18 protein-coding genes are annotated in these 19,167 nt (G+C 61.2%); 7 read left to right on the top strand and 11 right to left on the bottom strand.

The genetic code is table 11. From position 1 onward, the window contains the following. Positions 1 to 8 precede the first annotated feature (8 nt). A complete protein-coding gene (gene scpA, locus NKH06_RS10130; RefSeq protein WP_352441312.1) occupies positions 9 to 2,126 on the bottom strand; it encodes a methylmalonyl-CoA mutase in 2,118 nt (705 codons plus the stop codon). Then, positions 2,123 to 3,565, bottom strand: coding sequence for a methylmalonyl-CoA mutase subunit beta (locus tag NKH06_RS10125; RefSeq protein WP_352441311.1), 1,443 nt, complete (start codon positions 3,563 to 3,565; stop codon positions 2,123 to 2,125). The genes scpA and NKH06_RS10125 overlap by 4 nt, the downstream gene beginning before the upstream one ends. A 309-nt stretch (positions 3,566 to 3,874) precedes the next feature. On the opposite strand from NKH06_RS10125, the gene NKH06_RS10120 reads away from it, so the two are divergent. Continuing rightward, the gene (locus NKH06_RS10120; RefSeq protein WP_352892909.1) at positions 3,875 to 5,422 is read left to right on the top strand and encodes a helicase HerA-like C-terminal domain-containing protein; all 1,548 of its coding nucleotides are present in this window, start codon (positions 3,875 to 3,877) and stop codon (positions 5,420 to 5,422) included. A gap of 142 nt (positions 5,423 to 5,564) precedes the next feature. On the opposite strand, the gene NKH06_RS10115 is transcribed toward NKH06_RS10120, so the two are convergent. From NKH06_RS10115 to NKH06_RS10100, 4 genes are all read right to left on the bottom strand, one after another. Next, positions 5,565 to 6,614: a class I SAM-dependent methyltransferase gene (locus tag NKH06_RS10115; RefSeq protein ID WP_023812776.1), complete on the bottom strand. Its 1,050-nt coding sequence runs from the start codon at positions 6,612 to 6,614 to the stop codon at positions 5,565 to 5,567. A 158-nt stretch (positions 6,615 to 6,772) separates the two neighbouring features. Next, positions 6,773 to 7,855 carry an alpha/beta fold hydrolase gene (locus NKH06_RS10110; RefSeq protein ID WP_352441365.1) on the bottom strand — a complete coding sequence of 361 codons (1,083 nt, stop codon included), beginning with the start codon at positions 7,853 to 7,855 and terminating at the stop codon, positions 6,773 to 6,775. A gap of 121 nt (positions 7,856 to 7,976) precedes the next feature. Then, positions 7,977 to 8,801 (bottom strand): L,D-transpeptidase, encoded by an 825-nt coding sequence (locus NKH06_RS10105; RefSeq protein WP_023812778.1) that lies wholly within the window; start codon positions 8,799 to 8,801, stop codon positions 7,977 to 7,979. Between the two features lie 171 nt (positions 8,802 to 8,972). Beyond that, entirely contained in the window at positions 8,973 to 9,635 is a 663-nt protein-coding gene (locus NKH06_RS10100) for a haloacid dehalogenase type II (RefSeq protein ID WP_023812779.1), read from the bottom strand. A gap of 157 nt (positions 9,636 to 9,792) precedes the next feature. On the opposite strand from NKH06_RS10100, the gene NKH06_RS10095 reads away from it, so the two are divergent. The 4 genes from NKH06_RS10095 to NKH06_RS10080 all read left to right on the top strand — a co-directional run bounded on the left by NKH06_RS10095 (position 9,793) and on the right by NKH06_RS10080 (position 13,098). Then, positions 9,793 to 10,671 carry a branched-chain amino acid aminotransferase gene (locus tag NKH06_RS10095; RefSeq protein WP_023812780.1) on the top strand — a complete coding sequence of 293 codons (879 nt, stop codon included), beginning with the start codon at positions 9,793 to 9,795 and terminating at the stop codon, positions 10,669 to 10,671. A gap of 106 nt (positions 10,672 to 10,777) precedes the next feature. Next, a complete protein-coding gene (locus NKH06_RS10090) occupies positions 10,778 to 11,374 on the top strand; it encodes a superoxide dismutase (protein ID WP_023812781.1) in 597 nt (198 codons plus the stop codon). Positions 11,375 to 11,700: 326 nt separating this feature from the next. After that, entirely contained in the window at positions 11,701 to 12,138 is a 438-nt protein-coding gene (locus tag NKH06_RS10085) for a c-type cytochrome (protein WP_023812782.1), read from the top strand. 9 nt (positions 12,139 to 12,147) lie between these two features. Further along, a complete protein-coding gene (locus NKH06_RS10080; protein WP_352441310.1) occupies positions 12,148 to 13,098 on the top strand; it encodes a cytochrome c in 951 nt (316 codons plus the stop codon). Here NKH06_RS10080 and NKH06_RS10075 read toward each other — a convergent pair. The 3 genes from NKH06_RS10075 to NKH06_RS10065 all read right to left on the bottom strand — a co-directional run bounded on the left by NKH06_RS10075 (position 13,095) and on the right by NKH06_RS10065 (position 16,407). Further along, the gene (locus NKH06_RS10075; protein ID WP_023812784.1) at positions 13,095 to 13,502 is read right to left on the bottom strand and encodes an SET domain-containing protein; all 408 of its coding nucleotides are present in this window, start codon (positions 13,500 to 13,502) and stop codon (positions 13,095 to 13,097) included. The genes NKH06_RS10080 and NKH06_RS10075 overlap by 4 nt on opposite strands. A gap of 158 nt (positions 13,503 to 13,660) precedes the next feature. Next, positions 13,661 to 14,287 carry a LysE family translocator gene (locus NKH06_RS10070; protein WP_023812785.1) on the bottom strand — a complete coding sequence of 209 codons (627 nt, stop codon included), beginning with the start codon at positions 14,285 to 14,287 and terminating at the stop codon, positions 13,661 to 13,663. Next, on the bottom strand, positions 14,284 to 16,407 hold the full coding sequence (locus NKH06_RS10065; protein WP_352774662.1) for a S9 family peptidase: 2,124 nt from the start codon (positions 16,405 to 16,407) through the stop codon (positions 14,284 to 14,286). The genes NKH06_RS10070 and NKH06_RS10065 overlap by 4 nt, the downstream gene beginning before the upstream one ends. Positions 16,408 to 16,571: 164 nt before the next feature. Here NKH06_RS10065 and NKH06_RS10060 point away from each other — a divergent pair, with 164 nt between their 5' ends. Both NKH06_RS10060 and NKH06_RS10055 read left to right on the top strand, forming a co-directional pair. Continuing rightward, a complete protein-coding gene (locus tag NKH06_RS10060) occupies positions 16,572 to 16,940 on the top strand; it encodes an SH3 domain-containing protein (RefSeq protein ID WP_352441307.1) in 369 nt (122 codons plus the stop codon). Positions 16,941 to 17,381: 441 nt separating this feature from the next. Continuing rightward, the gene (locus NKH06_RS10055) at positions 17,382 to 17,807 is read left to right on the top strand and encodes a Ros/MucR family transcriptional regulator (RefSeq protein WP_013532660.1); all 426 of its coding nucleotides are present in this window, start codon (positions 17,382 to 17,384) and stop codon (positions 17,805 to 17,807) included. 141 nt (positions 17,808 to 17,948) lie between these two features. On the opposite strand, the gene NKH06_RS10050 is transcribed toward NKH06_RS10055, so the two are convergent. After that, complete coding sequence (locus NKH06_RS10050; RefSeq protein WP_127292519.1) at positions 17,949 to 18,377, bottom strand: SufE family protein; 429 nt, start codon at positions 18,375 to 18,377, stop codon at positions 17,949 to 17,951. Between the two features lie 100 nt (positions 18,378 to 18,477). Beyond that, positions 18,478 to 18,831 (bottom strand): DUF5330 domain-containing protein, encoded by a 354-nt coding sequence (locus NKH06_RS10045; protein ID WP_023812789.1) that lies wholly within the window; start codon positions 18,829 to 18,831, stop codon positions 18,478 to 18,480. Positions 18,832 to 19,167: the final 336 nt, after the last annotated feature.

Raw genomic sequence — 19,167 nt, 5'->3', positions numbered from 1 at the left:
TAACAAGTCTAGGCCAGCAGCCGGTCCAGCAGGCGATCCGCTGCTTCCGGTATGACCGTGCCCGGCGGGAAGATCTCGGCAGCTCCCGCCTGCCGCACCGCGTCGTAGTCCTGCGGCGGGATGACGCCGCCGGCGACGATCAGCATGTCGCCGCGGCCGAGCTTTTTCAGCGCGTCGCGCAGTTCGGGGATCAGCGTCAGATGTCCCGCCGCCAGCGACGAGGCGCCGACGATGTGGACGTCCTGTGCGACCGCCAGCCTGGCGATCTCATCGGGTGTCTGGAACATCGCGCCGACGGTGACGTCGAAGCCGAGATCGGCGAAGGCCGTGGCGATGACCTTCTGGCCACGGTCGTGGCCGTCCTGACCCATCTTGGCGACCAGGATGCGCGGCTTGCCGCCGGTCTTCTTCTCGAAGGCGTCAAGCTTGTCCTGCAGACCCTCGACCACGGGATGATCGCCAAGCGCCTTGCGATAGACCCCCGAAATGGTCTGCACCGTGGCGACGTGGCGCCCAAAGGCTCTTTCCAACGCGAATGAAATCTCACCGACCGTGGCATTGGCGCGCGCGGCTAGGATGGCGAACTCCAGCAGGTTTTCGTTGCCCTGCGCAGCGCGGGTCAGCGCATCGAGCGCGCTTTCGACGGCGGCGACGTCGCGCGTGCCCTTCAGCCGTTGCAGCTTCGACAATTGCCGCGCCCTGACTTCGGCATTGTCGATCTTCAGCACGTCGACCTCGATGTCGGTCTCGGGCCGATGGGCATTGACGCCGACCAGCATCTGCTCGCCGGAATCGATGCGCGCCTGCGTGCGTGCGGCGGCTTCCTCGATGCGCAGCTTGGGTATGCCCTGTTCGGTCGCCGCGGCCATGCCGCCGAGCGCCTCGACCTCCTCGATATGGGCAAGGGCGCGCGCCGCCAGATCATGCGTCAGCCGTTCGAGATAGGCCGAACCGCCCCACGGGTCGATGATGCGCGTGGTGCCGGATTCCTTTTGCAGGATGAGCTGCGTGTTGCGGGCGATCCGCGCCGAATGGTCGGTCGGCAGCGCCATCGCCTCGTCGAAGGAATTGGTGTGCAGCGACTGGGTATGGCCCTGCGTTGCAGCCATCGCCTCGATCATGGTGCGGATGATGTTGTTGTAGGGATCCTGCGCCGTCAGCGACCAGCCAGAAGTCTGGCAATGGGTGCGCAGCGACAGCGAGCGCTCGTCCTTGGGCGAAAAATTCTTCTGCATCAGGGTCGCCCACAACAGGCGCGCAGCCCGCAGCTTGGCGACTTCCATGAAGAAATTCATGCCGATGGCCCAGAAGAAGGACAGGCGAGGCGCAAAGCGGTCGATGTCGAGGCCCGCCGCGACGCCGGCGCGGGCATACTCGATGCCATCGGCGATCGTGTAGGCGAGCTCAAGGTCGGCCGTCGCGCCGGCCTCCTGCATGTGATAGCCGGAGATCGATATCGAATTGAACTTCGGCATGTTCTTCGATGTGTATGAGAAGATGTCCGACACGATCCGCATCGAAGGTTTCGGCGGATAGATGTAGGTGTTGCGGACCATGAATTCCTTCAAAATGTCGTTCTGAATGGTCCCGGCGAGATCCTTCTGCGCAACGCCTTGTTCTTCCGCAGCGACGATGTAAAGCGCCATGATCGGCAGCACCGCGCCGTTCATCGTCATCGATACCGTCATCTCGTCGAGCGGAATGCCGTCGAAGAGCTGCCGCATGTCGAGGATGGAATCGATGGCGACGCCCGCCATGCCGACATCGCCGGCAACGCGCGGATGATCGCTGTCATAGCCGCGATGCGTGGCGAGATCGAAGGCGACCGACAGCCCTTTCTGGCCGGCGGCAAGGTTGCGTCGGTAAAAAGCGTTGGAATCTTCGGCCGTCGAGAAACCGGCATATTGCCGGATCGTCCAGGGCTGCTGGACATACATGGTCGGGTAGGGGCCGCGCACGAAGGGCGGCAGGCCGGGATAGGTGTCGAGATGCGGCAGCCCCTTGAGATCGCTTTGATTGTACAGATGCTTGGCAATGAGCCCTTCCGGCGTGGTCCGCTGGCCTTTGACCTCGACAGGCGTGCGGCGTGGCGGGATCCAGCCGATCTGGCCGAAGTCCGGGATCAAGAGCCGGCTCCGATCGATTGGTCGATGCGGACTGGAAACAGCGGCTCGCAGACGGCAACGCCTTCGGTGAAGGCCGGTCGCCGTTCCGCCGCCAGCGTCTCGACCGGGCGTTCGTCTTTTGATGGATAGAGCGTGGTGCCGATGATGGCCCGTTCACCTGTGCGGTAGGCTGCATTGCGCTGCTCCGCCGCTGCGTGGACGCGCTTCTGGATGTGTCCGTCCTGAAGGCTGGACAGGACACCGCCCTCGGCTTCGATCGTCTGCAATTCCGCCCAGGCCAGCTCGCACAATTCCATGGTCAGCGCCTCGACAGCGCCGGAACCATAGGCGGGATCGGCGACATGATCGATATGGCTTTCATTGGCCATGATCAGCTGCGTGTTGCGGGCAACACGACGTGCAAAACCCGCCGGCAGACCATGCGCGATCGTGTGCGGCAGGATGGAGATCGAATCGGCGCCGCCGCACGCCGCAGCAAAGCATGCAATGGTGGTGCGCAGGATGTTGGTCTCCGGGTCCATCGCCGTCATCATGCGAAACGAGGTCTCGGCATGGATACTGGCCGTGGATGTCGGGATCGAACAAGCCTCCTGCACCCGCGCCCAGAGCCTGCGCAGCGCCCGCATCTTGGCTATCGACAGCAACTGGTCCTGGTCGACGCTGAGTGCAAAACCGATATGAGGTGCGGCATAGACAAGCGGCTGCCGCGCCGTCTCGAACATTCTGAGGTAGGAGACAGCCGAAGCCAGCATGATGCCAAGCTCCTGCGCTTCCGTGGCGCCGGCATTGTGGAACACGCGCCCGTCAGCTTCCAGCAGCACGCCCGGAACGCCCATCGCGAAGAAATGCGCCAGCGACTGCGGCATGGAGGCCTGCAGCGCCTCGATCGACATGCGCAGCCGACCGGTTCCCGCGAAGATCGCCGCTGGATCGATGCCGAAGGAGAGGTTGAGCTTTGCCGGGTCCGACCGCCGCTTGCTCAGGAAAGCGACCAGCCAGTCGGCCACGGCGCGGCTCCAGGGATGGGCGTCGATGCGAACCTGGATGCGGTTGAGCGGTATGCCGTCCAGCACCGCCTCCAACGCCTCCGCCGTTCTCGGCAAGCCGTATCCGAACGCGTTCGGCGCCCCCTCGAAGACCAGCGACAATCCCGTGGCACCCTGTGCCACATCCTCCAGCGCTTGGCTTCTGGCGCGGTTGGTGTCGGGATCGTCGATTCGCTGGCTGACGATCCATGGCGATTTCGGGTTTGCGCGCACGATCGGTTCCGCCGCGGTGCTGCGGTCGTAGAGCGGTTCGATACGGATGTTGTCGTCGCTGTGCGAGACCAGCCTTTCCTCGAAGGAAGCGCCTGCCAAAGCCTTTTCCGCCAAGGCGAGCCATCGCTGGCGCTCGATGTTTTCGGGTTCCACGTCCTGGATCAAGGCTCCGGCGCCCATCCGTCCTCCTCGTTTCATGCGGCCGCACCGGCCGGGAGCGGTCCAGTCTACGGTCCCCGGTCCGATATCGCAATGCAATGCGCTTCCAGAGACCGGATTCGATCCATCAGATATAGGTCAGTCCGCGAGGACGACGATTGCCAAACAGCGGCAAAATCCGCAAGCTCCAAAAACCCGATTTGAAAGAATGGGGTGATTTGGACGAATGGCCCCGATTTGGACGAATGGCATTGTCGCTGTCCAATGGCCTCACTATACCTGCGGCAAGGCCACTGGCTTTAGACACATCAGTTTGCGGAGACCGTGCATATGGCTGACGACAGCAGTATTTTCATCGGCGCCAGCCGCAAGCCCGACGACAGCTATCAGCGTGCCGAGCAGCTGTTGCTGCAATATGGGAATCGTCATGGCCTGGTGACGGGCGCCACCGGTACCGGCAAGACAGTCACCTTGCAGATCCTGGCCGAAGGATTTTCCAACGCCGGCGTGCCTGTGTTCTGCGCCGACATCAAGGGGGATCTGTCGGGCATCGCGATGATGGGCACGGCACAGGATTTCCTCGTCAAGCGGGCCGAACAGGTCAAGCTCGATCCTTATGACTTCCAGGAATTCCCCGTCATCTTCTGGGACTTGTTCGGCGAACAGGGTCATCCGATCCGCGCCACGGTCTCGGAAATGGGGCCGTTGTTGCTATCGCGCCTGATGAACCTGACCGAGGCGCAGGAAGGCATCATGAACATCGCCTTCCGCCTGGCTGACGAGGAAGGCCTGCTGCTGCTCGACATGAAGGACCTGCAGGCGCTCTTGGCCAACATCGCCGAGCGTGCCGACGAGATCGGCTCACGCTACGGCAACGTGACGAAGCCATCGGTCGGGGCGATCCAGCGCACGCTGCTCGTCCTGGAGCAGCAGGGCGCGGCGAACTTCTTCGGCGAACCGGCACTGCGTATCGCCGATATCATGCGCACCACCCGCGACGGACGCGGGGCCATCAGCGTGCTTGCCGCCGACAAGCTGATGATGAATCCGCGGCTCTACGCGACCTTCCTGCTATGGCTGATGTCGGAACTGTTCGAGGTGCTGCCGGAAGTCGGCGACCCCGACAAGCCGAAGCTGGTGTTCTTTTTCGACGAGGCGCATCTTCTGTTCGACGAAGCACCCAAGGTGCTGATCGATCGCGTCGAACAAGTGGTCCGACTGATCCGCTCGAAAGGCGTCGGCGTCTATTTCGTCACGCAGAACCCTTTGGATATCCCTGAAAAAGTCCTGGCCCAGCTCGGCAATCGCGTCCAGCACGCGCTGCGCGCCTATACGCCGCGTGAGCAGCAGGCAGTCCGGACGGCAGCCGAGACGTTCCGGCCAAATCCCGATTTTGACTGCATGACCGCCATTACCCAGCTTGCCACAGGCGAAGCGCTGGTCTCGACGCTGGAGGCCAAGGGTGTTCCGTCCATGGTGCAGCGGACGCTTATCCGCCCGCCATCCTCGCGGCTTGGACCCATAACTGCCGCTGAGCGGCAAAAGCTGATCCAGGAAAGCCCGGTCGCCCGCCAGTACGATCAGGCCGTCGACCGCGAATCGGCTTTCGAAATGCTGCAAAAAAAGGCCAAGGACGCGCAGGATGCCGAAGAGCAGGCCCAGCAGGCCGGCAGCGGCGGCTCGCGCTGGACCATTCCGGGCTTCGGCAATGACGATCCCGCGCCGCAATCGGGTGGCAGGCGCACATCTGCACCGCGCCCGTCCAACCGCCAGACGGTGGCCGAGGCGGCGATCAAGTCGGTGGTGCGCTCGGTCGGCTCGTCGGTCGGAAGGGCAATCGTGCGCGGGATATTGGGCAGTCTTTCCAGGGGGCGGTGAGCTTCGGATCTGAGGCAGAGGCATCCGCTTTGGCGAAATGCCCGTGGCTTGAAGCCGCATCGGATAGGCGGCATTGAGCCGGTTTTGGCGGACAGACGTTGGTTGGCCGGTTCGAGGAGGGCCCGAACCGACCTTTTCTGCGTCAGGTCGCTTCGAGCACCATGTTGAGTGGGGTCTGGGCAGCCCGCCGGACACGAGAGAACCCACCCGACCGGATCACTTCCGTCAGCCGGTTCTCTCCTGCTTGAGCTCCGAGCGCGAGGCCCGTCTCCTGTGCCAGTGATGTGGGAACGCAGATCATCGTCGAGGCCGAGTAGTACAGCCGTCCGACCGGATTGATATTTTCCTCCAGAGTATCTCCCGCCATGGGTTCGACGATCATCCAGGTGCCGCCCTCTTTTAGCGATTTGCGAATATGCACCGCCGCGGCCTTTGGGTCGCCCATATCGTGCAGGCAGTCGAAGCAGGTGATCAGATCGAAGCCACGCCCGCCAAAATCTTGCGCCCGGCCGACCTCGAAATTCAGGTTCGTCAGTCCGTACGACCGGGCATGCGCGGTCGCGGCGGCAATCGAGGCCGGATGGAAGTCGTAACCTATGAAGCGGGAGGCGGGGAAGGCCTGCGCCATCAGGATCGTCGACAGACCGTGCCCACACCCAACGTCGGCCACCGATGCCCCTGCCTTCAACGTGGCGACGACACCGTCAAGCGCCGGCAGCCAGTCCTTCACCAGGGCATTGACATAACCCGGCCGAAACAGACGTGACACGGCGCAAAACAGACACCCTGCCTGATCGCCCCAGGCAACGCCTCGCCCGGTCCTGAAAGCCGATTCCACTTTTGGCTGGTTCTCGACCATAGCAGCCGCGGTGTCGAAACCGCCAATCAGATGGACCGGGCTGTCGGGTTCGGCAAATACGAATGACTGCTCGGGCGTCAGCGAAAACCGTCCATGTTCATAGTGCACGTAGCCGGACGCCGCCTGCGCCGACAGCCATTCGCGAACGTAGCGACGCGCGCATCCTGCAGCATCGGCAAGTTCGTTGGCCTTCGCAGGGCCGATTTCCTTGAGCGTTTTGTAGAGACCCAGCGCATCTCCGATCCGAACCAACGGCACGCTGACCGCACCACCAAGGTCGCCCAGAACGCGGCCTACCAATTCATTGAGCCTGGTTTCATTGAGTTGCGTCATGTCGGGTTCCTCCTGATCTTCGGACGACGGCTTGTCGCTCCGCCGATTCCGAGGATGAGACCCCCTCTGATGATGGGCATGATGCAGCAGTCCCGTGGGGGAAGTGAAAGCGAATGCAAATAGGGACAGAAGTCCCTTATTTGTGGTCTGCGAGGAACTCAATCGGGCTGGGGCGCTCGCTCTCTGTCGGACAGCGTCATCACGATTGCCTGCGATCGGCTGTGGACGCCGAGCTTGCTGAAAATCATCGACAGTTGATTGCGCACGGTCTTCACGCTCTTGCTCAAGCGCTGCGCGATCGCGCGGTTGTCCAGCCCCTGTTTGACCAGATCCAGAAGCGCCGCCTCGGCAGGTGTCAGGCCGGCCTCTCGGATTGCGCGCGGCTGCCTGGGCCGCTCATGTCCGAGGAAGGCATCGAGTTCATCCTGGAACACCTTCCAGGCTGGCTCGGTCGGCAGGAGAACATGATTCTTGCTTTCAAGCGGCAGGAAGCGCGCTCCAGGGATCGCTGCGGCAAGCTTGCAGCCTTCATCGAACGGCACGCGCATGTCCCCGCGGCTGTGCGCGATCAACGTCGGGACGCGGAGTTTCACCGCGAGGTCGAGGACGTCGATCCCCTGCATCTGCCAGAGCAGGCGGGCGGCTACGTCGGCGCTTGCCGTCACGCGCTCAAGATCGCCCCACCAGCGGTGCTGTTCTTGTGTCCCGTTGGGAATGAAAAGGTTGGTGAAGAACTGGCAGAACGCAGGATTTTCGCGTCCCCAGCCAATGCGCACGAAATTGACGAGTGTTTCGGCTTCCAACCGCTCGGCCTCGGTCTGCGCTCGAACTCTCGCACCCTGGCCGTAGGCATTCAGCAGCACCAGATGCGACACCCGCTCAGGATGCCGCAGCGCATAGGCGATGCTGAGAGCGCCGCCTTGCGAAAGACCGAGCAGAACGAAACTTGGCTGCTCGATGGTCGCCGTCACGGCGTCCAGGTCTGCGTGCCACGCTTCGATCGAGAGGTCGGCGACATGGCGATCCGACAGACCGCAACCGCGTGGATCGTAGCGCACAAACTGGTTGTGGGCCGAAAGGGCCTGGAGCCATGGCCGCCAAACCGGGCTTTCGAGATCATAATCGACATGGCTCAGCCAGTGCGCCGCCCGAACGATCACCTTGCCTTCCCCGCATGATGCGACAGCGATGCGGGTACCGTCCTCGGACGTGCAGAACCGTATGCTCTGGCTGAGTTTCATCACCACAGAATATCGCAGTGGGCCGCCACGCGACAGACCGGTCTCCGCCGATGCAGAATCGGTTCCGTTTCAGAGAGACAATCCGGTGAAGGAGCGTCGTAACCGCCGCCCCTTCGCCTGCTCAGAAGATCGAATTGGTAATCGCCTTGACCGGTCCAAGTAGCACCGAACCGTCCGGCACTCCGGCGTCGATCGGGATCGCCTGTCGGTTGGCCGTCGCCACCATGGGTTGGCTGGCGTCGCTGGTCACGACGACCGGCGTCTTCGAGGGCACGCGATCATAGAGGTCGATAATGTCCTGGTTCATCAGACGCACGCAGCCTGACGATACCGACTTGCCGATCGACCGCCATTCAGGCGAGCCGTGCAGACGATAGAGCGTGTCGACATTGCCCTGGAACAGATAGAGCGCGCGTGCGCCGAGCGGGTTCTTCAGGCCGCCGGGCATGCCGCCATTGTCGGCGCTGTAGGGCTTCAATTCCGGCTGGCGGGCTATCATTTCGTCCGGCGGCGTCCACTTTGGCCATTTCTGCTTCCACTGAACGACGGCGTCGCCGGACCATTCGAAACCGGCGCGGCCAAGGCCGACGCCGTAGCGTATCGCCTGACCGCCTGGACGAACCAGATAAAGGAAGTGGCCGGTGGTATCGACGACTATGGTTCCCGGCTTCTGTCCCGTCGGGTCGGGAACGATCTGACGCAGGAACTGCGGATCGATCTTGTCGACGGGGATGGCCGGCAAATCGAAGCCGCCGTCGCTGACTGCCGCGTACATCGTCACATAATCGGTCAGGGGCGGTTCGACATAGGCTGGCGGCGGCGGCTCGACCGGGCCCGGCCCGGTAGTGGCGCATGCGGAAACCGCGATCGAAGCGGCGCCCAGGGCTGCGGCGTTGAGAAAGCCGCGACGGCTCAGGCGAAAAGATTCGATTTCGGTTATGGACATGGTTGCCTTCTTTAAGTCTCAAATCGCAACAAAGCGTGAATTCGCCGACAGTTCCGCGGGGTGCCTGACAACACCTGGGGCGATAGGCGGTTCCGATTCTGGCCCGAACGTGGGCAAACAAAGGCGAAGCTGTGACCGAGCCGCTACTGTGGCGCCAGAGACACAGGTCTCCTAGCTGCCGGGCACAAGGGCTTCGAGCGACGGCAGGATAAGGGCCGGTGGGAAATCCTGGTATTCTTCGGGCTGGTTGGAACGGTTGATCCACACCGTGCGAAAGCCGAATTTGGTGGCGCCTGCAATGTCCCAGCGGTTGGAGGACTGGAAGGAAACCGCGCCGGGGTAGAGGCGCCAGCCGGTGGCGACCATATCGTAGACAGCCGGATCGGTCTTGAAGCGCCGCACCCTGTCGACGGAATAGATGTCATCCAGAACCTGGTCGAGCGCGGCGGATTTGACCGCTGCCTGCAGCATTTCGGGCGAACCGTTTGACAGAATCGCCAGCCTCGCTCCCGAAGCCTTGAGCGCCTTGAGCACGGCCGGCACTTCCGGATAGCAATCCAGCCGCCAGTAGGCATCCAGCAATATCGCCTTGAGACCGGGGTCGGCCGAGGGAACCTTGCGCAAGGCGAAATCGAGCGCCTGTTCGGTCAGTTGCCAGAAATCGGCATAGGCGCCCATCAGCGTGCGCACCCAGGAATATTCGAGCTGCTTGGCGCGCCAGATCTCGGACAACAATTGGCCGTCCGGCCCGATCCGGTCTGCATGACGGCGCACGGCGGCATGCACGTCGAACAGCGTGCCATAGGCGTCGAAGACATAGGCGGCGTATTGCATGACAACAGTTTTGAGGGCAGGTGCGACAAGGTGCAAGCTTTGATTGCATTGCGCCCCGGCACTGGCCTCAACAAAACTCCATGATGCCGGTTGACGGCGCCCGCCAAAGCATCTTCCAATGGCCGTCACACGAGACCGATTGAGGCGGGACGACACGATGACACTGGCGGCTGCGGCGCAATCCGCGACATGGACTTTCGTCGATGGTGATTGGCACGAGGGCAACGTCGCCATTCTGGGGCCGCGCAGCCACGCCATGTGGCTCGGCACTAGCGTGTTCGACGGTGGCCGCTGGTTCGAAGGCGTGGCGCCGGATCTCGACCTCCATGCCGCCAGGGTGAATTCCTCGGCGATCGCGCTCGGCCTGAAGCCGAACATGAGCGCCGACAAGATCGTCGGGCTGACATGGGATGGGTTGAAGAAGTTCGACGGCAAGACGGCGGTCTATATCAGGCCGATGTACTGGGCCGAGCATGGCGGCTATATGGGCGTGCCGGCCGATCCCGCCTCGACCCGCTTCTGCCTTTGCCTCTATGAATCACCGATGATTCCGGCGACTGGCTTTTCGGTGACCGTGTCGCCGTTCCGGCGTCCGACCATCGAAACCATGCCGACCAACGCCAAGGCCGGCTGCCTTTACCCCAACAACGGTCGGGCCATTCTCGAAGCCAAGATGCGCGGCTTCGACAACGCAATGGTGCTCGACATGCTGGGCAACGTCGCCGAGACCGGAACCTCGAACATCTTCCTGGTCAAGGACGGTCACGTCTTTACGCCTGCGCCGAACGGCACCTTCCTGTCCGGCATCACCCGCTCGCGCACGATAACGCTGCTCGGCGAATATGGCTTCAGGACCACGGAAAAGACGCTGTCGGTGCGAGATTTCCTCGAAGCGGACGAAATTTTTTCGACCGGGAACCATTCCAAGGTGGTGCCGGTCACGCGTATCGAGGATCGCAATCTGCAACCCGGGCCGGTGGCCAAAAAGGCGCGCGAACTCTATTGGGCTTGGGCGCATTCGACTTCCCCTGCTTGAGCGGATAAAAAGGCGACCGACGCTTCATCCGGAGTTGTCCCAATCCATTCCAGACCTATCTTACTCCGGTATCGACACCGGATTTTTCCACGAGGGAGTACTATCCATGGCCTTTGAATTGCCCGCTCTGCCTTACGACTATGAGGCCTTGCAGCCTTACATGTCGAAAGAGACGCTGGAATATCACCACGACAAGCACCACAAGGCGTATGTCGATAACGGAAACAAGCTCGCCGCCGAGGCCGGCTTGGGTGATCTGTCGGTCGAAGAGGTGGTCAAGCAGTCGTTCGGCAAGAATGCCGGCCTCTTCAACAATGCTGCCCAGCACTACAACCATATCCATTTCTGGAAGTGGATGAAGAAAGGCGGCGGCGGCAACAAGCTGCCGGGCGCCTTGCAGAAGGCAGTCGATAGCGATCTTGGTGGCTATGACAAGTTCAAGGCCGACTTCATTGCCGCCGGCACGACTCAGTTCGGTTCCGGCTGGGCCTGGGTCTCGGTCAAGGATGGCAAGCTGGCGATCTCGAAGACGCCGAACGGCGAGAACCCGCTCGTTCATGGCGCGTCGCCGATCCTTGGCGTCGATGTCTGGGAGCACTCCTATTACATCGACTATCGCAACGCCCGGCCGAAATATCTCGAGGCGTTCGTCGATAGCCTGATCAACTGGGACCATGTCCTCGAATTGTACGAAAAGGCCTGATGCATGTTGCCCAAAAGTGCGCAGCGGTTTTGGGATAACGACATGCACGAAAACAAAGACTCAAACCGCGTCGTTCGAGTCCGCTTGAACACAGCGCGTTTGATGTCCTGATCGATCGTAGAGAAGCCCCGCGCGATGAACTGCTCCCCCGAAGGTTGATGCCCAACTTTCGGGGGGCAGTTCATCGAGCGGGGCTTTTCTTTTTCTGCGTCGAGATTCCCGTAACAACAAAGGTCTGGCAAAAATCATCAGGGGGAAGGGAATTTTCCCCCTGATGCATCCGTTAACGTCCTGTCCCGAAATGCCTTCATCATGGAGCCAATTGAATGAGAAAGCTTGTTATCGCCATCTCTATGCTCGCACTCGCGGCCTCGGCGGCTTTTGCCGACCCGATCCTCGATCGGCAGGCACTGATGAAGGAACGCGGAAAGATCGTCGGCGGCCTGTCGAAAGTGGTCAAGGGCGAGGAACCCTTTGATGCGGCGGCTGTGTTGACGCAACTTCAGGCGCTGCAGGCGAATGCCGACAAATTCGATGCCGATGCGCTGTTCCCGGCCGGCAGCGACACCGGCGACACCACGGCCTCGCCGAAGATCTGGGAAGACATGGCTGGCTTCAAGGCAGCGGAGGACAAATATCTCGCCGACGTCAAGGCTGCGGTCGCTGCGGCTCCCGCCGATGCCGACGCGCTGAAGGCGCAAGTCGGCGCCATCGGCTCGGATTGCGGCACCTGCCATCAAGGCTACAGAATCAAGAAGGGCTGATCACCAGCCATGGCATGGCTGAAGAAACTTGTCGGCGCCGTCGTCATTCTGGGCGGCGTCGGTGCAGTTGCCGGGTGGGTCCTGTCGGCGCCGGTGAGGCTCGACAGGGAAACCTTGGCCAAGCTCGGTCCTGGCGACGCAGCCAGGGGCAAGCGCATCTTTTATGCCGGCGGTTGCACATCCTGCCATGCAAAGCCGGGCTCACAGGGCGACACGCGGCTTCAGCTCGTTGGGGGCCTCGAACTCAAGACGCCCTTCGGAACCTTCGTGCCGCCCAACATTTCGCAAGATCCCAAGGACGGTATCGGCGCATGGTCTGTCGAGGACCTCGCCAATGCCATGCTGAAGGGCGTGTCGCCTTCTGGTGAGCATTTTTATCCGGCGTTTCCCTATGCATCCTACGCGCGCATGAATCCGGCCGACATTGGCGATCTCTATGCCTTCTTGAAGACGTTGCCGGCCGTCGCCGGCAAGGCGCCGGGCAATTCGCTCGATTTCCCCTTCGATATCCGCCGCGGCATCGGCCTGTGGAAATTGCTCTACCTCAGCGACCAGCCGGTTGTTGCCTTCCCCGAAGGCACGCCTGATCCGGTGATATCAGGCCGCTACCTGGTCGAAGGGCCAGGCCATTGCGGCGAATGCCACACGCCGCGCGATCTTGCGGGCGGCACGAAGAAGAACGAATGGCTGGCGGGCGCCGTGGCCGCGGAAGGCAGTGGCGTCGTGCCGAACATCACATCAGGCGAGGGCGGTCTCGCCGAATGGTCGGAGGCAGATATCGCCAACTATCTCGAAACCGGCTTCACGCCCGATTTCGATTCGGTCGGCGGCGCCATGGTCGACGTCCAGCGGAACATGGCCGAACTGACGCCGCAGGACCGTGCGGCCATCGCCGCCTATCTGAAGGCGATCCCGGCGCATCCAAACGGCTATCCGGCCCGCAAGAAGACGGCGAACTAGACCGGGTCTGCGGATAACAGGTGGCGGTCGCCGAGAAAATCGAAGCCCGTTTCGAAGAAATGGTTGTAGTTGCAGGTCAGCTCTTCGCCAGGCGCGATGTCGCGCAGCGCAAAGCTCTCCTCGGGTGAGGAGACGTCGCAGTTCGGCTCGTCGGCATGGTTCATATAGCGCGCGTCGTCGGCTTCGAAGACGATGTAGTTCGGATCGCGGCGGTCGGGATAGGAGTAGCGATCGAGATAGCTCTTCACCGGGCCGGCCACGCGCTCATAAGTCTCGACCTCGATGAGCCGATCGAACCTTGGGTCCAGCTTCCAGATCAGAGTGCCGCGAGGAATGTGGTTCTTGGCAAAGACGCCGATTCCCTGGATAGGCGATTTGTCGAGATAGACGTCGACGAGCAGCATAATGGACCTTTACGCGATTGGAGGCTGTCAGGCCGGGAAAAGCCGCGCACTGGGTAGCGCGCGGTCACCGCAATTGCGAGTGAAAATGAGCAACGGGAACTTCAAAAAGTCCTGATCACCCAGCCCTCCGGAAAGGGCGCGTCGATCATCGTCTGGAGTCAGCGTTGCTGCAGCGCCAGACGGACGCCCAAAGCGCAGTAGATGCCGCCGACAACTTTGCCCTGCCATCGTAACACTGACGGATTTCGGCGCAGGAGCGTGCCGAGCCGGCCAGCGCTCACGGCAAAGACGACCGTGCTGAAAAGGCCCAGTACGACGAAGATGACCCCCAACGCGGCCATCTGAAGCATCACCGTTCCGTTTTCAGGCCGCACGAACTGAGGCAGGAAGGCGAGGAAGAACAGAGCGGTTTTGGGGTTGAGCACTTCGGTCAGGACAGCCTGTCGAAACGCCTTGCCGGCAGAGATCGCAAGCGCGCCGGCAGCCGGATTGGCCGGTGTTTTCTCCATGATCGCGCGAATGCCGAGATAGATCAGGTAGGCCGCGCCGATGTACTTTATGACGATGAACAGCGTCGCCGACGCGGCGATGACCGCCGATATGCCGATCATCGCCATGACGGTGTGAAAGACATCGCCGGCAGCGATCCCGGCGCCCGTCGCGATGCCGACCTTGGTTCCGGAACTCGTTGCCCGGGCGATCGTCAGCAGGGTGGCGGGGCCTGGAATGAAGACGAAGCCGAAAACGACCGCGATGTAAGCGATCAGAGTGGTGAGGTCGATCATTTGTTGGTTGCTCCCGTAGGCTGCGCCTTGCCCATCACTTTCAGCGCGAAGGAATAGGTGTAGGCGATCTCTTCCAGCCGCGAAAACCGGCCGGAAGCGCCGGCATGGCCCGAATCCATGTTGATCTTGAACAGAACCGGATTGTCCCCGCTCTTGCGATCACGCAGGCGGGCCACCCATTTGGCCGGTTCCCAGTAGGTGACGCGCGGATCGGTGAGACCGGCCAGCGCCAGGATCGGCGGATAGTCGTGATCAGCGACATTGTCATAGGGCGAGTAGGCGGCAATGGTCCGGTAGTCGTCGGCGGACGCGATCGGATTGCCCCATTCGGGCCATTCCGGCGGCGTCAGCGGCAGGGTCGCATCGAGCATGGTGGTGAGCACATCGACGAAGGGAACCTCGGCGACAATGCCGCCAAAACAATCCGGCGCCATGTTGGCGACGGCACCCATCAGCATGCCGCCGGCCGAACCGCCCTGCGCGACGATACGGTCATGCGCCGTGTAACGCTCCGTGACCAGATGGCGTGCGACGGCGATGAAATCGGTGAACGTGTTCATCTTGTTCTCCCGCTTGCCCTCATCGTACCAGCCATAGCCCTTGTCCTTGCCGCCGCGAACGTGAGCGATGGCGAAGACGAAGCCACGGTCGACCAGCGAGAACCAGTTGGTGTTGAAGGCGGCCGGCACGGTGATGCCATAGGAGCCGTAGCCATAAAGCAGGCAAGGTGCGGATCCATCCAGCGGCGTGTCGCGATGATGCAAAAGCGAGATCGGCACCAGTTCGCCGTCGCTGGCCGGCGCCATCAGGCGCCGCGTGACATAGTGGTCCGCATCATGGCCGGACGGCACTTCCTGGGTCTTCAGCAGCACCCGCTCGCGGGTGCGCATATTGTAGTCGAACACCTGCGCCGGCGTCGTCATCGACGAGTAGGAAAAGCGCATGATCTCGGTGTCGTACTCATAAGAACCCGACAGTCCGAGCGAGAAGGCCTCCTCGTCGAGGGACAGAAGATGCTCCTCGCCGCTGATCCGGTCGCGCACGACGATGCGCGGCAGGCCTTCCTTGCGTTCGAGCCGGACCATGTGGTCCCTGAAGCCGATCACCGACAGGATCAGCCGACCGGGCTCATGCGGCACCAGTTCCTGCCAGTTGGCGCGCACGGGATCGCCCGCCGGTGCCGTCATGATCTTGAAGTCCTTGGCGCCGTCGGCATTGGTCAGGATGAAGAAGATATCGCCGCCTTCTTCCAACTCGTACTGAAGGCCAATCTCGCGCGGCGACACCAGTTTCGGCTCGGCAAACGGATCGTCGGCGCGCATCAGGCGGTATTCCGAGGTCTCGTGATCGTTGATGCCGATCATGATCCACTCGTTGTTGCGGGTGCCGTCGACATTCATGAAGAAGCCGGGATCGGTTTCCTCATAGATCAGCCGGTCGCTTTGGGGGCTGTCGCCAAGCGCATGGAACAGCACCTTCGACGGGCGGTGGTTGGGATCGAGACGTGTATAGAAGAAGCCGTCATTGCCAGCGTTCCAGACACCTGAACCGCCGGTGTCGGGGATCTGGTCCGCAAGCTCCCTGCCGTCGGCAAGGTCACGCACGCGAAGCGTGTAGAATTCGGAGCCCTTGTCGTCGAATGCCCAAAGCAGCCTTGCGTGGTCGGCCGAATGGTCGACGCCGCCAAGACGGAAATAGGCCTTGCCCGCGGCCTCCGCGTCGCCATCGAGCAGGATATGCTCGGCGCCGCCGTCGCGTGGCATGCGGAAATAGCGCGGCTGCTCGCCACCAAGCTTGAAGGACGAGCCATAGGCATAGGGTCCGTCCTTCATCGGCACGGAAGAATCGTCTTCCTTGATACGGCCCTTCATCTCCTTGAAAAGCTGCTTCTGCAGTTCGACCGTGTCGGCCATCAGCTTCGACTGGTACGCGTTCTCCGCCTCGAGTTCTACGCGGATTCCCGCATCGAGCAATGACGGGTCGCGGAACATCTCCTGCCAGTTGCCGGCCCGCAGCCAGGCATAGTCGTCGGTTCGCGTGATGCCGTGATGCGTGTCGGAAACCGGCCGCTTCTCGGGCGTAGGCGGGCTGACGATCGGAAATATGGATGTCTTGGTCATTGCGTCTCGCTTTGCCAGTATCTTGAATGGGCCAGTATCTTGAATGGACCATCTCAAATGGAGAAATATCTTGAACGGCGAATGAACACGCCGCTCAGGGCAGGTTCAAGAGCCACAGCGTATGGGTTGTGTCGGCTCCAGGAGATGAGCCGGGAGGAGAGATGATGACTATTTGGTCTCGGACTGCTGCGGCTTTCGCCGTTGCTTCACTAACTCTGGCCTTTGCCGGCCAGTCTCATGCGACCGTATTCGCGGCTTGGCAAGTGGCCAATGTGCCGTTCGGCGATACGCTCAATCTACGCAAATACCCTTCGGGCACATCCCAGAAGCAGGCGGGATATCCGAACGGGACCGTTCTGCAGATGACCGGGCGATGCACCGGCGGAATAAACCTGCTCGACATCGCCAACCAGCCGGCATGGAAGCAGGAACAGAAGATTCGCTATCGCTGGTGCGAAGTCTGGCATGATCCGGCCCAGAACGGCAATTTCATCACCGGCTGGGCCTATGGCAAATACATCACCCCGCAATGATTGACGCGGCAGCAATCAGCCGATCGGTTGGATGACAGGCATGCATGATTGCTTACGTATGACCACGGCAACCTATGGTTTTGTGGATAAATGTGAACAACCAATATTGCTCGGGCGATAGCCAAGCAAGATCAAACATTAAAACCCGTTTCGTGAGTTGCCACGAATGTAACGGCGATCTGACGTTACGTCAGCCGCCGCCGGCGGGAGCGCGAAATATCGATAAATTACACAATGCACGAAAGATTGAAGCTGATCGTGGAATAATTGATCAATATCGTTCAATATAGCGTAAGGGCCGAATTGACTTACTTGGTCTCCGCGCTCATTGATGTGCCCGCGACACGAATCGTAGAAACTCTACCTGCACAAAATTCGTGCGATGCCCTGCTTGTAAAAAAGGGCGCAGATCGATGTAACTCTTGTTGGGGCCCGAAGACCATGGATATTGTCGAAACACCTTCCAGAAACAGCGATGCGCTGATCGAATTGACCGCCGATGTGGTGGCCGCCTATGTCAGCAACAATCCCGTGCCGGTCGGCGAATTGCCGAACCTGATATCCGATGTCCATGCTGCGCTCGGGCGTGTGGGCGGAACCGCCGAACAGCCGCCTGCCGACAAGCAGAAGCCGGCGGTCAACCCGAAGCGGTCGGTTCATGACGACTACATCGTCTGCCTTGAAGACGGCAAGAAGTTCAAGTCGCTGAAGCGTCATTTGATGACCCACTATGACCTGACACCGGATCAGTATCGCGAAAAGTGGAACCTTGACCCGACCTATCCGATGGTTGCACCCAACTATGCGGCTGCCCGGTCACAGCTTGCCAAGAAGATGGGCCTCGGCCGCAAGCGCAAAGCGCGGTAATCGCTGCCAGAGCAATTCCAGCGCATAGAGCTTTCCCTTGGGAATTGCGTTAAAATAAGCCAGATCGGATCGACATCAACGGCGCCTTCGGGCGCCGTTTGATTTTTGCGCGCCGCGACGCGCGGATCGGGTGTGGAGGTGTCAGGCGGTCTGCTTGAGCGCTGCCTCGGCGTCGCGCTTGATGCGCTTGACCATCGAGCGAAGGCCGTTGGCGCGCTGCGGCGACAGATGTTCGTCGAGGCCGAGTTCTTTCAATGTCGCTTCCGCATCGGTCTGCTGGATTTCGCTGGCGGTCCTGCCGGAAAACAGCGCCAGCATGATCGCAACCAGCCCACGCACGATATGAGCGTCCGAATCGCCGGTGAAGGTGATGACTGGGTCGGCTCCAGCTCCGCGTTCGGTGGTCAGCCAGACCTGGCTCACGCATCCCGGCACCTTGTTGGCGGCGCTGCGCTGCTCGTCGGGAAATGGCGGCAGCGCCTCGCCGAGTTCGATGACATAGCGATAGCGGTCTTCCCATTCCTCGAGGAACGAAAAATCGTCGCGGATCGTCTGGATCGTGGTGGTCATGGCCCGGATATAGTCACGCGGCGGCGCCGCGTCACGGAAAAAACAAGGACACCGCGGGCGTCGAGAGGGCAGACAGCCCGCGGTGCGCCGTCGAAACGGCTTAATTCTGAGGCGGCAGGTTGACGGTCTCGGGCAAGACGATTTCTTCGGGCAGGCTGCCGGTCATCGTGGATGTGTCGGGGCTGGCGGCGGACTTGTCGTCCATTATCGCTGCCGCGATCTTGGCGGTCTCCTTGGCGCGGGCGGTGATGGTGTGCATTGCCGACTTGCCGGTCTCGCAGACATCGGGCTTGCGTTCGCAAATGCCGGCGATATCGCCAACCGCTTCGCGTGCCGCAAACAAGGCCTGGATCGGCCCGACGCTTTCGCGGCCCGATTCATCGGGGCCGACAGTCAGCGGCAGCGCCAGCAGCACCAGCGAAAACCAGAAAGCCATTCTTATGAGGAAGACCATGCCCTTGCCCTCTCGTCGTGACCGGATCATGCATCCATATGGCATGACCTCTTTTGTAGGCAGGATCTTGGCACACAGGCGCAAAGGACGGCTTGCAGGCAAAGAGAGAATTTTCCTCAAATTTTAGGCAAATTCGAGACGAAGCGTTCTGCAATCGTTTTGTCTCAATTGCCAGTGATTTTCCTTAACAACAAATAACCATATATCCCCATGATTTTTCTGTATTTTTCTTGGAATGTGGAAGTCCGAGTGCCGTGTGCGCTCTGTCCGATAGGTGCCGTCGCCGGATAACTCTCCGTTTACTATGGCTGCATTTGCCCGTGCTTTCGGCGGCCG

Origin of the sequence: Mesorhizobium sp. M1342, from assembly GCF_040317955.1 — a bacterium.
GTDB lineage: Bacteria > Pseudomonadota > Alphaproteobacteria > Rhizobiales > Rhizobiaceae > Mesorhizobium.
This window is presented reverse-complemented; position numbering and strand designations above follow the sequence as displayed.